The organism is Cryobacterium sp. MP_M3 (genome assembly GCF_015752155.1).
Classification (GTDB): domain Bacteria; phylum Actinomycetota; class Actinomycetes; order Actinomycetales; family Microbacteriaceae; genus Cryobacterium.
The window spans coordinates 1-14,705 of record NZ_JADOVI010000029.1 but is presented as its reverse complement, the minus strand read 5'-3'; the positions used below and the strand labels follow the sequence as shown (position 1 = coordinate 14,705).

Here is a 14,705-nt window from a genome sequence, read left to right as displayed (position 1 = left end):
TGTTTCTTACCTTTGTCAGTTAGAAACCTAGACGGAGAGCGGCGTGCACTCGTTAAGGAGCTCGGAAACCACCCACGGAAGAGTCAGGAGAGCCCTAAAACGGGCGCGTTTGCCAGTTAAGCCCAAAAACCGACCGCAATCCGCGTCTACAGCCGTCACGGTCGGTGCCCGACCCCGGAAACGACGAAACGCTCCTGAGAATCCTCAGGAGCGTTTCATTTTTAGGGCGTTCTTGGAACAGTACTTAGAACGACCCTGTGTGTGGGCTGTTCGCGAAAGCCAGCAGGGCGCGGACTGCGCAGGATCTCAAATGGGATTTTCCTCCGCACTGCGTGACATATTCCTCCGTTTTCCTTCCAACCTTCCAACCCGGGTCAGGCGCGAATTGCTACGGCAAATCTGATCGCTGAGCGAGGGTCGCCGCGCCGAACAGGCGGCCGTCGCCTTCCAGGCCTGGCGTTGTCACTCGCCAGTTGGGTGAGTCTCCTGGAGGAGGAATCAACTTGCCAGAGGCGCCCAACGCAATCCAGCGGTCTCGCTAACGCGTTGGTGGCTGAATCAGCGAGCCCTTAGTGCACGGCCTTTGATAGCGCCGCCCACAGTAGACGTGGCTTGCTTATTTGACCGGGACGCTCGCAGCCCACGAGGTCGAGTAGTCATCCGGACTTGTGCCTTCCAGGTTCACCGTGCCGCCGAAGGGGGCGCCGGGAAAGGCCAGGATGACATAGCCTGCGGACCCATTGGCGATCTCCTGCGGCTGCGATGAGGTCTCGGCGGTGTAGGTGATTCCGTCGGATGCGGAGTACGTGGCGCTGTAGCCGAAGACACTGGTCGTGCGCTCGTTCGCAGCCACTTTGAGGACCACGAAGAGTCCGCCGCTGTTTGCCCGGTACGCAGAGACGAGGTTGATGGTGTTCCCGCCGGTCTGACCGTTCCATGGAGCGGTCCAGAGCACGTCGGCGACAGGGCCGGACTTACCGACCCAGGAGACGACGAGACCGTCCTCGTCGAAGGTAAAATCTGTCAGGGCGTACTCGCTCTGGTCATATTCAACGACCTTGACTGTGCCGTCCTCAAAGGTGAAAGTCGGATCGGTGGCTGGGTCGGCGTAGCCGTCACCGTTCGCGTTCATGCCAGTGAGGACAGCCTGCTGGTGGGTGACGTAACGCTCGGCGGGCGAACCCGGGGAGGCATGCTGCAATCCTTCCTCGAAGCGATCATCGAAAGTTGCGCTGATGAAACTCTCGATTGTGGCATTTTGCTCGGAGCTCTGGTCGCGCTCGGGGGCGCTGGTCGCGGTGGCATTAGTCTCGGCAGTTTCGCGAGTCGCCGGCGCAGAGGCGCAGCCGACCAGGCCAAGAGTCAGCGCTAGGGCTAGGGCGGCGATCGTGGGGACAGTGCGCACGTTAAGGGGTTCCTCTCTTGGGCCGACGGCGATGGGCCGGCGGATTGCATCTGCTCAATCGTGGCAGCAGGCACGCTCTATTGCCGTTGCGACTGCCCCCCAGAACAGGGGCTTTGAGCTCGGGAGGTCGCTTACAACCGCAAGGCTGACGAGAACCGCCACAGCGAATCACGCGGCAATAACCAGATTGAATCGTCATAGTTCAGTCCGCGTTCAGGCGACTCAGCACATCGAACCCTGCTGCTCTGGCGGGCATAAACTGCAGCCGAAGAAAGGGGCGCCTCTGCCGCGTGACCGCGATCTCCGACCGTCAGCGACTTCGCTGGTCGCTGTCCTGTTTCAGCACCGTGTCCACGGCGAGCGCCGCGGAAACCACGAGCGAGAGCAGAGGATCTTCAAGCGTTCGGTGCATCTGAAGCACATAGTTGTCGGCCTTGGTGAACATCTCCTTGCTGAACCCCGCCCACGTTTTCGTGATTCGTGCGATCTCGGAGCCGTGCGGGTCCTGGATGCTGAAGTCCCAGGCACGCCAACTTTCGGCGTTGATCGTGCCGAGTGTCTCGCCGTCTGATTCCATGCGGAAGCGAATGTTGAATCGGCCGCCGAGCATTGATGCCATCATGCCGAAGTTCTCCTGCACGATCTGACCCACGGGCGTGCCGTCTTGACGCATCACGGTTACCTTTGATTTCAGAACCGTGGCCGGCCTGGTGAGCGTCAAGATCGGGCCGCCGTCGGCGTCGACAATTTGGAGCCGCTTGGTGGCGTTGTCCCGCCCGACGACCATGCGCGACATGCTGGTGCCGAGCTGCCGGACGCCGCCGACCTTGTGTCCGTGCTGAGTGAAGACCGAATACTCGGCCTTCCTCTCGAACAACTTGGCCTTCTGGTTCACGACCAGGATCTGCTCGGTGAATAGTGTGCCACCGCCTGCTTGCGCGGGATCCGCGACGCCAAGCTTGTGGATCTGCCGCTGCACATTTTTGTTGCCTGGTGCACTGGCCACCGCCGGCATGTTGACGTGCGCCGGGTATGAGACGGCCTGTGTCGGCGGCGCAACGACGGGCGCATCGACCATCTGACGACCCGCCGAACCGACGTGCTCGGTCCACTGTAAACCATCCCACCACCGGTGCTCATGCCGACCGAAAGGGTCTGGGAACCAACCCGAGGTCGATTGCTGACTCATGAATGCAGGCTAACAGCGCAGCCACCGCATCAAGCGGCATCACGGGTGTGAGTCCAGAGATATACCGCGGGCACCATGTCCGCATTACTACCGGCTCGGGACGGGACGGGACGGGACGGGACGGGGGGACCATGAGGTCGGGACGGGGATGGCGGTCCCTGACTGAGCACTAGCGATGCTCGGGCGGAGTCTGACCAGCACCCTTCTCTGTTCGCGGCCAGGAGGTCTAACAAGCAGTGCCACCCGAGAGGACACCTCGGTTGCCAGAACTCCCCCAGTCGGTTCGTACTCTTGGGCCGGTCACCTCGTCTCTCCGGCGCCCGTCCGGGAACCATTCCGCCAGAGCGCCGTCGCTGACCGCGATCGCCGGCGTCAGACCCCGCTCCTTGACCTCGCCGCTCTTTCAGTGCAGCCGCTTGGCAGGGCGGAGAAGCTCTCAGGCACATTGGACTTGACCGGCGACAACGCGTTAACTCGGATGGCTTTGTCCGGTGAGGGGTCAGCGATCGGTCTACTGGGGGGAGGCGTCTCGGCCGGCTTCCCCGACTCGGCGCCTTGGAGGACTGTCTGGAGCGCTCCTGGGTTGGACTTGAACGTAGAACCTGCCCTTGCGATAGCAGCTCCCGCCTCTGGTACTTCCCACTGCTTTTTGGAGCCACTGAACGAGATCGGAGCCTGCCCTGGTACCGTTCTCGGCACCGAGTACCCCTCGGCCAGGCCTATGCGGTCGCCGCATATTTAGGCCTTCCCGGCCCGCCCTCCGCACGAATCGAAGGCGACGTGAGGTGAGGCACGGAAGTGTGCAAACTGCTTGAGGCGCGGCGAACCATCCGGAACCCAAGATCTTCTTCACCCCCGATACAGACCAGATCAAGAAGCCAGCTGAAGGACAAGAAGTCGAACCGAAAACTGGACGCGGCCACATCCACCTTGATCAGGAAGCCAACCAAGTGGGACTATTCGGTCTAGCTGACTCCAGCATCCGCCTGCGGCTGCGTGTCGGTCTTGGCCGCTACTGTTGCGTCATGGCAGATCTCTCGGACTACGAACTTGCGGCATGGCGTGATATCAAACGGTTCAAGGGCCGTCCGCTCTCTCGGGCGATGAGAAACACCAGTGAGCAAGTCGCAATCGGCGCTGCGGAACTCGGCAGCCGTGCCACGACGTACTTGGAGAACCACCCAGGAACTCAATCGGCCGTTTCGCGTGGACAAGGAATTGTTGCCAACGGCGCTCATGCAATCGGCACCGGGGCACGCAAAACGGCCGCAGCCCTGCCCGATGGTATGGCCGATTGGAGCGGCGCTGCTTTTGAGTCGATGCGGAACACGGTTGGACGGGTCTCGCGAGTGGGGCTCTCCTCTAAACGGGTGGTGGCGAGCCACAAGAAGCGCGGGCACGACGTTGCCTCGCTTTCCGACCTGCGCGGCCTCGACCTCCAGCAGATCGACACTGTCCATGGACGAGGAATGACTTGGTACTACCCAGCCTCCGCGGCACTCTCCGGAATGGGTGCAGGGCTTGTGATCTCCGGAGGAGAACTCGTCACCGCCGCCTCCGCGGGCGCCGCGGCAGCGCCTTCGGGAGCAGCAATCGTCGGCGCTTTCGCTGGCGACGCCGCATTCGTTCTCGGACTCGCGTCTCGCTCCGTCGGTCATGTCTCGTTGCACTACGGTTACGATCCCGACGAGCCAGCAGAGAAGCTCTTCGTGATGTCCGTCGTCAACTCCGGGACGGCGATGTCAGCAACCGCGAAGACCGCCGCGATGGCCGACGTCTCGCGGCTCACCCAAGCACTCGTCCGCGGCAAGACTTGGGAGATCTTGGACAAGACAGTTGTTGCCAAGGTCTCCGGGCAATTCGCGAAGGCATTCGGCTTTCGCCTAACCAAACAGGGGCTCGGCAAGGTTGTCCCCGCAGTCGGAATCCTCGTTGGCGGCACCCTCAACTGGGCCACTTTGGAGGCAATTGTTGACGCCGCCGACGTTGCGTACCGAAGGCGTTTCCTCCTCGAGAAGTACCCACACCTCGCTAGCGAGGAAACTCCCGAATCACTCCCCGGTGACGTCCCGGCCAGCCCAGACGACGCCGAGGCGATCAGCGTGCTCAGCGAACTCGCCGAGGCGGGTGGGCCTGACCTCCGCTGAACCTGGAAGCGGCGGGACGGGCTCCTACCGAAACAGACCGCGCACCGGCCAACAGCCCGGAAGGAGTCTCCACGTCCGCCATGGAGGTCTCGACGGCGCGCGAATCGTTGCTCCGCCCATCGGCGACCTCTACTGTCCCAATAACGAAGAAGAGTACGACATGACCGACTACGATGACGCAATCGCCACAGTCGAGGAACTCGCCGACTGGTCTCAGTGGAGTCCTTTCGCGGACGTGGCAGCAACGGCGCCAACTTCACCGGGGCTCTACATGTTCAGTTCCCAGAAACGCACCATCTACGTCGGTATCGCGGGCCCCAGAGACGGCAATGGTGCAAGAGAGCCAACTGGGCTTCGCGGCCGTTTCGATATATATCGTGGTGGCCGCGTTACTGGATTCGGGCAGGCCATCTTCGACGCCGCTCTCTCTGACCATGGCTTCGTGAGCACCCGCCTCGCCGAGCTCGACACAGGATCTGCTCTGCGCTCCGTCGACTGGGTGCGTAAAGCGTACGACCACTATGACCCGCAAGTGCGCTGGGCCACCCTCGACACCAAACTGGAGGCGCGCACACTCGAAAAAAGCATCGTCAATTTGCTAAAGCCGTATGACTTGCTAAACCGCGAAGCCATTCTTCACCGCTCCAGGCCGTAAAGGGAACCGTCGTAGATGCCGATAGTCGTCGGCGCGGCCCGTCGTAGCGCCCGTCGTAGCGACCCGAGTACCGTAGGCGAATCTAGCTATGAGATCGCAGTCCCAAGCACCGATAACGCCCGGATATGACAGCAGGTCCGAAACCCGCTAGTGGGCCGGTCGTGACGGAGAAGTCAGGGTGCCGTGCCGGCGGATACGGCCGTGGCTGATCCTCTTTTGGCCCAGCGGAGCAGCGACCGTCCCGTTGCCGCCAGCGAACTCCTGAACCGACGTCGCCCCTCCTTCGACAGCGGGTCGACTTCGCCCATCTTCCCGCGGATGATCAAGGTGCGTTCGCGCCGCAGGACCAGGCGAGCGCCGGACCACGTCAGCAGGATCGTGGCCAGCCCGGGAAGGCTGGCCACGACGAGGACCGCCACGGGTCCCGCCTCAAGAAGTTGAGATACGACCGACCCGGTGATCAGGGCGGTGACCATCGCGTAGGCCAGGGAGGAGAAACCGGCGACGTAGGACCCCGACTTCACCAGCCGCGACACCGCCATCACGTACATTGCCGCATGCGCTCTCGCCTCCCGCTCGTATTCGGCGAGCAACTGTTCGTGAGCGCGCGAGGCTGCATCGGAGGCCATCTCTCCCGTGAACGGTCCCAGTGCTTCGAAGCGGGCACGGAGATCCAGAAGCTGCACGGAGCGCTCATAGGCCCGCATGCCGCGATTCTGGGCAAGGCTATGAGCGAACGTGAGTCCAGTAAGTACGAACCCGCCGACCGTGACAATGATCTGAACTGCTGAGTCCATTCCTACGCCTACCCCCTGAAGCTGCGACTACTGCAGACTAGCTGAGACCACAGACATACTTTTGGCCAAACGACAGCGCGATTTCGGTACCCACGGGACATCCGCGTCGGGCATCAGGGTCGCGTCGGTGGGCATCACTCTTTCCGGGAGATTCGGTGTGCGTGGGCTCCCATCCGTCTCGATGTCGGCAGGGCGCGCCAGACTCGGCCCCTTCCTGTTTACGTATATGGTTCGAAGGGACGTGGCGCTGCGATCTGTTGCGGCCGTTCCGAGGGCGTCTCGACGTCGAAAGAAAATGGAGACTGGATCGTCATGACTTTTTTCAAAGCAAGGGTCCTGCTCTGGCCTCTCCTTCTGGTCACAGTGCTGGTGGTCGTAGGAATGGGCGCAGCCTTCGCATTCGGTGGACTCAACGCTCTCGCTCTCAGTTCGCTGTTCACCACCAGCTCGACCGAACGAGATTCGCAGGTGGTCCAGTCCGTCACGCGCGTGAAAGAGGTCGCCTTGCTCAGCCTGCACATCGAGGGTGTCGCGAGGAACAAAAGCAATGGAGAGATTCTCGGCGTGGCCGTACCCACGAGCGAGAAAACGACGCTGCTCCAGTACAAGTTCGACGCAAAATTAGGCATAGACGGGTCACAGGTAAAGATCGAACCCACCGGCCCAGAGTCGTTTCGGGTGACTATCCCTGAATTCATCGGCATCGGCTTCGACGGGCCCGTGTTCGAAGACGCCCTCGAGAGCAACAACGCGCTTAGTTGGCTGGCGCCGCCAGCCGTTCAAACTCGCATGATCAACAACATTTTCAGTGACAAGAACAAGCAGAAGTACATCACCCAAAACGAAGCAGCGCTCAAGGAGCAGGCCCAAGCGTTCTACTCCGGAATCATCGCAGGGGTCGATCCCGAGCTCACCATCGACTTTTCATTCGCAGGGTAGATGCCCGCAGCGCCCCGACCTCGCCGCATAAACCCGAGGTGACGATGGCTACGCTTACCGACCGTGCCGTTCAAGTTCCTCGACGTACTTGTTGTACGTCTTGGTCGCGAGCCGAGGACTTCGCACCAATGTCCCCTCCTCCATCCTGTATGTTCGATCCGGGTCTCCACGGAATGACAGCCAGTTGAAGCTCGTTGTTATGTACGTGTTGTCGTAAATCAAGATCTTCGCATGCGTATTCGGCAGGCGCAGGAACTTGAAATTCTCTGGGAAACGCCTCTGGAGGTTCATCAGCCGTCTTAGCGCGGCCTCATGAGATCCCTCGTCCGAATCCCCGATACCGTGACCAATATGCACGGTGACCCCTGCTCTAAGCCGACGTTCAAGGTCCGCCATGAATTCCGTATTAACGACAGCGCTCTTGACCCACGGAGCGATGATCAGAATTCGTTCTCGCGCCGACGTCAGCGCCTCCTTGAGATGAAACCGGTGATCGAACATGCCGATCTGAGTAACAGACGGCACTTGGTTTTCGCTGACCAGCAAGCCTGGGACTTCAGACTCGACCACTTGGATTGAGGTTGCAGAGAACTCGCGCACTTCAGCCTCGAGTTCAGCGACCTCTGGAACATCCAGCGTTTGAAGTGTCGCTGTAGCGCGCTCAATGCGCATTCCAAGTTTCTTGGCACCGCCCAGAGATTCCAAGTGATTCTCGTGCATGGCGCTGTCGTCGCCGTCGACCAGGACCATGAGCTCTGGAGCGTCCTCGCTTCCATTGCTGAACGCAAGCAATTTAACCGGCAAGTACTGGTATTTGCTGACACGGACCCGCGTTACTTCGAGGATCTGTAGCCCCTTCGCCCGGCCTGTCCGACCAGCGTCTAGGAGATCCTCCACGTCCCGCGACCTGACATCCACCGTCGTTACCCTTCTGGTGTTTAGGGCTGGAAGAAAAATCATCCCAGACGTCTCCGCGTCCCGCTTGTTGATCAAATCGTGTTCTCTATAATCACCTACTCGCCATATTGCGCGGTCGAAGATGACGGGGATCTCCTGCTCGACAGGCGTCGCGAGAGTCAGGTCCCGAGCCGCGACCTCGCCCCGTGGAGTCAACCGAAAAGTCGCGGTCGAAGGGTCGTAATCAAGGTTTCCCGCGGTGTATTGGCCGGCGACGGTCGCATCTAGCATCAACGCGTCAACACCCAACAACGACGCCACATCATTAGTCTTTGTCATCCCTTGAGCGGCCGACCTAAGGACGAATTCATCCAGCAGGGGCATTCCTTTTTCCTCTTGCGCCAGAACTTGCGCCCCGATCACGGTCACAGGAATGGCAGCGTCTTCGATTGCGATTAGCTCAAGACCAGGGCGTTTCGCCCCGAACCGCTGTCGGATCTCGAGGTCAGTGAGAAACATCGGCACTCCTCAACTCGCACTCAGCTGGATTCTGTCTTATGTAGGAGAGGACGCGTTTCAGTCCGCCGGGAGTGCTTTCGGAGAATTCAGCATCCCCGATGATCGTGAGGCCGAACCGGGCCCTGGACAGCGCAACGTTGATGCGCCGCCAATGATCGTGACCGAGAAAGCCGAGTTTCCCCTCGCTGTTGCTGCGTGTCACCGAGAAGAGTGCAAAGTCCGCTTCCCGTCCCTGCACAGCATCAACCGATTCGATCTCAATTTTGAGATGCTTCGGCTTTACCGCCATTCGAGCGAGCCGCCGTGCCAACTCGTCGAGCTGGCTTCTGTATGGGGCGATCAACAACACCTCGAAGGGATTGCCGTCGGTTCGACGGTTGAGGAGACCACGCTCAATCGCAAATTCGAGCGACCTGATGCGTTCGAAGATGACGTCTGCCTCAAGCCGATTGAGATAGCTCGCGCTAGAGCTCTTATCCTTGTTCTCACGTCGAGCTGGAATGCCTGAAGTGTCGAGCCAGAGCACCGCCTTGCCGAGATGTTCGTAGCCTGGGAGGCCAACCGCGTTCGGAGATCGAAGGGTCCCGTCATAGAAGCATTCGGAGATGAGGTTTCCGATTGGGGCAATCATTCGATACTGCTCAGTTAGCGCGAAACGGTTCTTCTCTGGCAGCCCCAGCGCAAGCCTTTCGAAGAGCGTTTCTTTGACGAAACCGGCCGTCAACTCGTGCTCACGGAGAAGCGCGTCATTTCTCAAGAGTTCTTCATCGAGCGGGGGAAGCTGATTCGAGTCACCAACCAGAATAAATCGTTCTGACCGAACTAGCGGAACGAGCAACTCGGTGCTCGTTGCCTTCGAGGCTTCATCGACTATGCAGAGATCGAAGGTAAGATCTCGCACTGCTCGGTGACTGATGAAGCCTAGACAGGTACCCGCGATTACGCGACTCGATTCGAGAAAAGTCGCCGCCAATCTGTCGTCGGATGAGATTCGCTGCAGCCAATCACCCTGCAATTTCAGGAGCTCAAGCAGTTCCCCGGCCTGATCGGATTGTGAGATGAGAAGGTCGACCGCCGATTCAACGTCCGCAGGGGTCACGCTGCTGGAAAACGACAGATCATCTCCGATGAGGCGCTGCGCTTCCTGCAATATCTCTGCTTCGCGGCCGGCGGCGTCATCAATCTTCTTTCGAAGATCGACAGGGTCGTCGGCGAAGCCAATGCGACTTGCGGTCTGGTCTTTGATCGCGTCGACGGCGGGGAGTCGAGATTCGAGGTATTCCCGATTACGGATTACAGACAGGTATTCCTCCAGCAGGACTATCGCGCGAAGGTGCTGTCGTTTGATCCCAGCCTCCGCTGCGCGCGAGTCCAGATAGCGCTCCGCACGTTCCCGAGTTGCGCACCCCCACTTCTCCAGTTGGAAATCCAACAGCAAGGGTCGTGCGGATTCGGCAATTCGATGGTCGTCCGGTCGTCCGATCCTGACGACATCGCCAATGCCGGATTCGACAAGTCGCTCCAAGGCGTTGTCGATCGCAACGTGGGTTTGACTAACGATCAAGATCCGAGCATCGGGCTTCTTCCGTAATGCTTGGGCCACGGTTTCACCGATGAAGCGTGTCTTGCCGGTACCCGGCGGACCGGTCACGACCATGCAGTCTTCAATTCCCACGGCCGCGCTTACAGCCTCCTTCTTGCTTTCGTCAATGTTAGAAAGCCAGTCAAGACCAAGGTCAACCCGAGGCGGCGTCGCTCCACTTGGCGCTGCAATCAGGTCGAGCAGATCAGACCGCGCAGAGAGTCCGCCTTCAATTCGCCGAATCGCGTCTCGTTGACGGTCAATTGCTGTCTGAGTCGGGCCTAGGAATGGATGGAGTTGCCCCTGGGTTCGCGGTCCAGGTTCTTTGCCCCACTGCCACTTGATCGTCAGTGCAAACTCAGCTTGTTGCACGACAGATCCTTTGGCGAGTGGTTTACCTGTGACATCCAGCAATTGCCACTCGGTTCCGAGCCTGTCAATCTCTTGCTCATCAAGCATGGTGAACTCGGATTCTCTACCTCGCGAGGTCACACCGTCGAACTCGAGTGCACTCAGTTCTCCTTTGGCGAGACCTTCACGAGCCAGTAGGGTGCGTCGCCAACCAGATAAGAGTTCGCTACCCACCGATTCCTCAGTGAGGCCTAGGTCATTGCTCTTTTCGTGGTGTGCGCCAACGCGATACATCAACATCTCGAATGCCGCGTGCATGCGCGAAGCGTCGAGAGGGCGTTGGGTCACCCACTTGATGAATCCATCGACTTGGAGGGCCCTGTTTCTGCCGCGGTCCAGGTCGTCGTAGTCGGGGGTTTTGACTCCGGTGATCACGAAATTCTTGCGAGATTCATCAAACTTGACGGTAAGCCGAAGCGATTCGCCGAAGATAAAAAGGACGGTGCTGTCGTATTTCAGAGTGTCGGAATCCCAACGGAATGAAACGAAGGTCTCGCCGTCGAGCTCTTTGGCCAGCAGCGCGTCTGCGCGATCCGGGAACCCGTTGGCACCAACAATTTGATTTCTTGCCCCGGTCGTTAGCCCGAGGTAAAGGCGTGCCTTCGGAGTCTGTGGGCGCTGTGCCTCCAGCGCGCGATCTAGCCGGTGAATGAACTCGATTGCATTGCGAGGACGCTTGGAAGGGACAACGTCAACCGTCGACGCAAACAGGTCGTGAATCTCCTGAGGAAGAGGGTGGCGTTCGAGCACACCTTGGAGCTCGTGATGCTCATTCGCTCGGAATTCCAGAGGAGTAATCGCTTGGATGAAAAGAACTCCCAACGAGTACACGTCGCGGACGAAAGGAAGTGCGTTGCTTCGCTCCGGGGGTGAGTACAACGGGGAATAGAAATCAGCGACTGTCATGGAAGTTCTGTCGTCAGCACGTTTGAACTTGGCAATCCCAAAATCCGCAAGCAGTGGAGATCCCTCGTTGTCCATGAGGACGTTTCCAGGCTTAACATCTCGATGTTCAATCGACTGTTGATGCAAGTATGCGAGGGCGTCCGCAATCGGCCGCAAAATCGAGTCTATGAATTCCTCCCAGTCGGCCGGGTGTCCTTCGTCAAGGAGATCCTTGATCGTGCTTTCCACCCAAGCCAGAACGATGTACGGCGTGTCCGTTTCATCAATTCCTGAGTCGATATACCGCACAATATTTGGATGCACGGACCTCTTGAGCAGGTCGACTTCGCGATCGTAGAGCTTCCGCACGATCACATCTGAAGCGCCAGAAACAAGTTTGACGGCGACCGACTCTTGCTTCTGAATGTCAAATGCTTTGCGAACTGTCGCGAAGCCCCCACCTCGGGGCTTCTCACTTTCGATTATCAGATAGCGATTGTCTAGGAGGTCCATCTCACTCTGCCGTCTCTGTTTGACCTTGGGCACCAGGGATCCAGGTTCCCTGCTATTGAATTCATGCTGTCGACGTGGGCAGCCGGAGAGAAAGTCCTCGATCCCGGTAAGGTGCACACCGGCTTTGAAGCCGACGACGTACCCGTTTAACTTCCCCCATTGCACAAACGTATCGCGCAGGGTCGATGCCAAGCGTCGAAAGGAAGCCCGTCGGCGGTCTCTATACCCCCAGTTGTGGGTCGCTCATGCATTTCCCGTCGATCTCGGTCAAGTCCAAATGTGTGGTGTAACGCGTTTCCCGCGTGATTCTTGGATTTCTAGGCGCTGAGGGCGCCGAGTTCGGTTGCGGGTTCCTCCTTGTCTGTCGGGACGAGGGTGAGGCGTGAGCGGTTGAGGACGTCGAGGCCGAGGTAGCGGCGGCCTTCGATCCATTCGTCGTGTTGTTCGGCCAGGACCGCGCCGACGAGCCGGATCAGGGAACCGCGGTCGGGGAAGATGCCCACGACGTCGGTGCGGCGGCGGATCTCGCGGTTGAGGCGTTCCTGTGGGTTGTTGGACCAGAGCTGACGCCAGATTTCCTTCGGGAAGCCGGTGAACGCGAGCACGTCCGCGCGGGCTCCCTCGAGGTGGGTGGCGACCGCGGGGAGTTTCTCCTCGAGGGCGTTCAGGACCCGGTCGAACTGGGCGTGGACGGCGTCCGCGTCGGGCTGGTCGTAGACGGAGTGGAGCAGGGTCTTCACCCACGGCCAGCTGGTCTTCGGGGTCGCGGACATCAGGTTCGCGGCGTAGTGGGTGCGGCAGCGTTGCCAGGTGGCGCCGGGCAGGGTTGCCCCGATCGCCGCGACGAGGCCGGCGTGCGCGTCGCTGGTGACGAGTTTCACGCCGGTGAGGCCGCGGGCGGTCAGGTCGCGGAAGAAGCCGAGCCAGCCGGCGCCGTCTTCGGCGCTGGTGACCTGCAGGCCCAGGATCTCGCGGTGGCCGTCCTTGTTCACGTGTGTTTTGTCAACTCGAAGCCGGCCATTTCAGCGCTAATTAACCGACCAGTGCGGCACCGTTTCCGGCCAGTTGAGCACGGCGGCCTCAACGGCCGGTTTTTCGGTGCCGCCAGAGCTACTTCATGAGGGCGTGCTTCACGCGGTAGGACTCGCCGCGAAACTGGAGGAGGCGGCCGTGGTGGACGATGCGGTCGATGACGGCTGCGGCCATGTTGTCGTCACCGAATACCGTTCCCCAGCGGGAGAACTCGAGGTTTGTGGTGATGATCAGGCTTCTTTTTTCATAGCCGTCCGCGATGACTTGGAACAGGAGCCGGGCTCCCTCGGTATCGATCGGTAAGTAGCCAAATTCATCGATTGCGAGGAGCTGGTTTTTCGCTATGTTCGCCAGCTCCCGATCGAGGCGGCCTTCGTCTTTGGCACGGCGGAGCTGCATAACCAGCGACGAGGTGGTGAAGAAGCGTGCCGGGATTCCCTCACGGCAGGCAGCAGCGACCAGAGCACTGGCGAGGTGGGTTTTTCCGGTGCCGACATCGCCATAGCGGACGAGGTCCTCGGCCCGGTTGATGAACTCCAACGACGTCAGTTCTTCTCGGCCGTAGTCCTCGGGAACTTGACGCTCGAGTAGTCGAAACCTGTGAGTGATTTCAACGCCGGTAGTCGGGCGGCGCTCAACAGGCGTTGGCGGCGTGATGCTTGCCGGGATTCGTCCTCGGCGAGGAGCATCCCGTGCAGGTACTCACGCTGTTTCGGGGTGCCCTTCTCGGCCCATTCCGCCAACACGGTGTTGGTCAGCGACGCCTGGCGGCCGGTCTCGATGATGTCCTGCACGGTGACGAGGCTCACGCGATCTCTCCCGTCAGAGTGTTCACGGTGGTGAAGGCGTCGGTGGTGAAGATGTTGGTGGTATAGATGTCATAAACACTCAAGTCCACGTTCTCCACTGCCGGGGCGGTGCCGTCGGCCAAGCACCGGGCGAGCATGCCCAGTGCGGCGATCTCGGGGATGTCTCCGCGCTGGATGAGCAGGTCAGCAGCAGTGATGGCGGCGTCGAAACCGGCCGATCCGGAGGCGGCATCGACGGCGTTGAGGAGCCTTCGCCGATTAGTGGCGGTGGCTTTGTCGAGCCAGTCGCGCACCGGCTCGGGGACCAGAGGCCGGAGCTGGGAATGCCCCCAGGCTCCGGGCTTGGTCACCAGCAACGGCAGCAGTGACGCCGGTTCGAAGATCGTCTCCGTCTGCCGGCCGAAAGCGCGCGGGAATGAGCGGACGGGCGTGGCGTGCTCGTCGAGGATCTCGACGACGTCGTGGCGCAACCCGACGGTGAGAGTGCGGCTGTGGAAGGACGACCCGGCCGCGTAGGTGTTCCCGTCGATGAGGAGGTTCCCGGTCTTATCGGCGGTGCGGGACTCATAACGCACCGGGTCGAACCCGACGCCCGGCAATGCCAGAGACTCGGCGACGTCTTGGGCGAAGAGCTCGCTCATGGGCAGGCCTTTTCGGTAGTGCGTGGCCTCAGCCAACGCCATGCACCGCGCCATCAGCACGTCGTTGAGGCCCTGCAGGGTGGCCGCCTCGGGCTCGGGGACCATCAGGTTCCGGCGGAGGAACCCGACCGCGTTTTCCACGTTGCCCTTCTCGTTGCCGGAGTACGGATTGCAGTACCGGGACTCCGATGAGTATTCGACCGTCTGAGCCCCACCCGATCGTGCGGTTGAGCCCCACCGTTCGTGCGGAAGAGCCCCAGTGGTGGTGTGGCTCAGCACCACCG

At 60.3% G+C, this 14,705-nt stretch carries 10 protein-coding genes and 2 pseudogenes; 3 read left to right on the top strand and 9 right to left on the bottom strand.

What is annotated here, in order from left to right:
* Nucleotides 1–616: 616 nt before the first annotated feature.
* Complete coding sequence (locus tag IWX89_RS17720; protein WP_196904858.1) at nt 617–1,405, bottom strand: hypothetical protein; 789 nt, start codon at nt 1,403–1,405, stop codon at nt 617–619.
* 310 nt (nt 1,406–1,715) lie between these two features.
* Nucleotides 1,716–2,594 carry a phospholipid scramblase-related protein gene (locus IWX89_RS17715; protein WP_196904857.1) on the bottom strand — a complete coding sequence of 293 codons (879 nt, stop codon included), beginning with the start codon at nt 2,592–2,594 and terminating at the stop codon, nt 1,716–1,718.
* A 1,025-nt stretch (nt 2,595–3,619) separates the two neighbouring features.
* Between IWX89_RS17715 and IWX89_RS17710 the strand changes: the two genes are divergently transcribed.
* Both IWX89_RS17710 and IWX89_RS17705 read left to right on the top strand, forming a co-directional pair.
* Nucleotides 3,620–4,741, top strand: a complete 1,122-nt coding sequence (locus tag IWX89_RS17710) for an EcsC family protein (RefSeq protein ID WP_231383465.1) — start codon at nt 3,620–3,622, stop codon at nt 4,739–4,741.
* Nucleotides 4,742–4,901: 160 nt separating this feature from the next.
* The gene (locus IWX89_RS17705; RefSeq protein ID WP_196904856.1) at nt 4,902–5,396 is read left to right on the top strand and encodes a hypothetical protein; all 495 of its coding nucleotides are present in this window, start codon (nt 4,902–4,904) and stop codon (nt 5,394–5,396) included.
* 173 nt (nt 5,397–5,569) lie between these two features.
* Here IWX89_RS17705 and IWX89_RS17700 read toward each other — a convergent pair whose 3' ends face one another.
* Entirely contained in the window at nt 5,570–6,193 is a 624-nt protein-coding gene (locus IWX89_RS17700) for a hypothetical protein (protein ID WP_196904855.1), read from the bottom strand.
* A 312-nt stretch (nt 6,194–6,505) separates the two neighbouring features.
* Between IWX89_RS17700 and IWX89_RS17695 the strand changes: the two genes are divergently transcribed.
* Complete coding sequence (locus tag IWX89_RS17695; RefSeq protein ID WP_196904854.1) at nt 6,506–7,132, top strand: hypothetical protein; 627 nt, start codon at nt 6,506–6,508, stop codon at nt 7,130–7,132.
* Nucleotides 7,133–7,186: 54 nt separating this feature from the next.
* Here IWX89_RS17695 and IWX89_RS17690 read toward each other — a convergent pair whose 3' ends face one another.
* The 6 genes and pseudogenes from IWX89_RS17690 to IWX89_RS17670 form a co-directional block, all read right to left on the bottom strand.
* On the bottom strand, nt 7,187–8,548 hold the full coding sequence (locus IWX89_RS17690) for a hypothetical protein (protein ID WP_196904853.1): 1,362 nt from the start codon (nt 8,546–8,548) through the stop codon (nt 7,187–7,189).
* Nucleotides 8,535–12,131: a serine/threonine-protein kinase gene (locus IWX89_RS17685; protein WP_196904852.1), complete on the bottom strand. Its 3,597-nt coding sequence runs from the start codon at nt 12,129–12,131 to the stop codon at nt 8,535–8,537. The genes IWX89_RS17690 and IWX89_RS17685 overlap by 14 nt, the downstream gene beginning before the upstream one ends.
* 125 nt (nt 12,132–12,256) lie before the next feature.
* Nucleotides 12,257–12,937: pseudogene (locus tag IWX89_RS17680) on the bottom strand (IS256 family transposase); the annotation flags it as partial.
* Nucleotides 12,938–13,049: 112 nt separating this feature from the next.
* Nucleotides 13,050–13,511 (bottom strand): IS21-like element helper ATPase IstB, encoded by a 462-nt coding sequence (istB, locus tag IWX89_RS17675; RefSeq protein WP_304505303.1) that lies wholly within the window; start codon nt 13,509–13,511, stop codon nt 13,050–13,052.
* A 5-nt stretch (nt 13,512–13,516) separates the two neighbouring features.
* The gene (locus IWX89_RS18885; protein WP_304505302.1) at nt 13,517–13,780 is read right to left on the bottom strand and encodes a hypothetical protein; all 264 of its coding nucleotides are present in this window, start codon (nt 13,778–13,780) and stop codon (nt 13,517–13,519) included.
* A pseudogene (locus IWX89_RS17670) lies at nt 13,777–14,705 on the bottom strand (hypothetical protein); the annotation flags it as partial. The pseudogene IWX89_RS17670 and the gene IWX89_RS18885, both read right to left, overlap by 4 nt.

Bases quoted from the DNA above. Each gene is read 5' to 3' on its own strand.
- IWX89_RS17705 (WP_196904856.1), top strand. From the start codon at position 4,902: ATGACCGACTACGATGACGCAATCGCCACAGTCGAGGAACTCGCCGAC.
- IWX89_RS17700 (WP_196904855.1), bottom strand. From the start codon at position 6,193: ATGGACTCAGCAGTTCAGATCATTGTCACGGTCGGCGGGTTCGTACTT.
- IWX89_RS17695 (WP_196904854.1), top strand. From the start codon at position 6,506: ATGACTTTTTTCAAAGCAAGGGTCCTGCTCTGGCCTCTCCTTCTGGTC.
- IWX89_RS17715 (WP_196904857.1), bottom strand. From the start codon at position 2,594: ATGAGTCAGCAATCGACCTCGGGTTGGTTCCCAGACCCTTTCGGTCGG.
- IWX89_RS17690 (WP_196904853.1), bottom strand. From the start codon at position 8,548: ATGTTTCTCACTGACCTCGAGATCCGACAGCGGTTCGGGGCGAAACGC.
- IWX89_RS17710 (WP_231383465.1), top strand. From the start codon at position 3,620: ATGGCAGATCTCTCGGACTACGAACTTGCGGCATGGCGTGATATCAAA.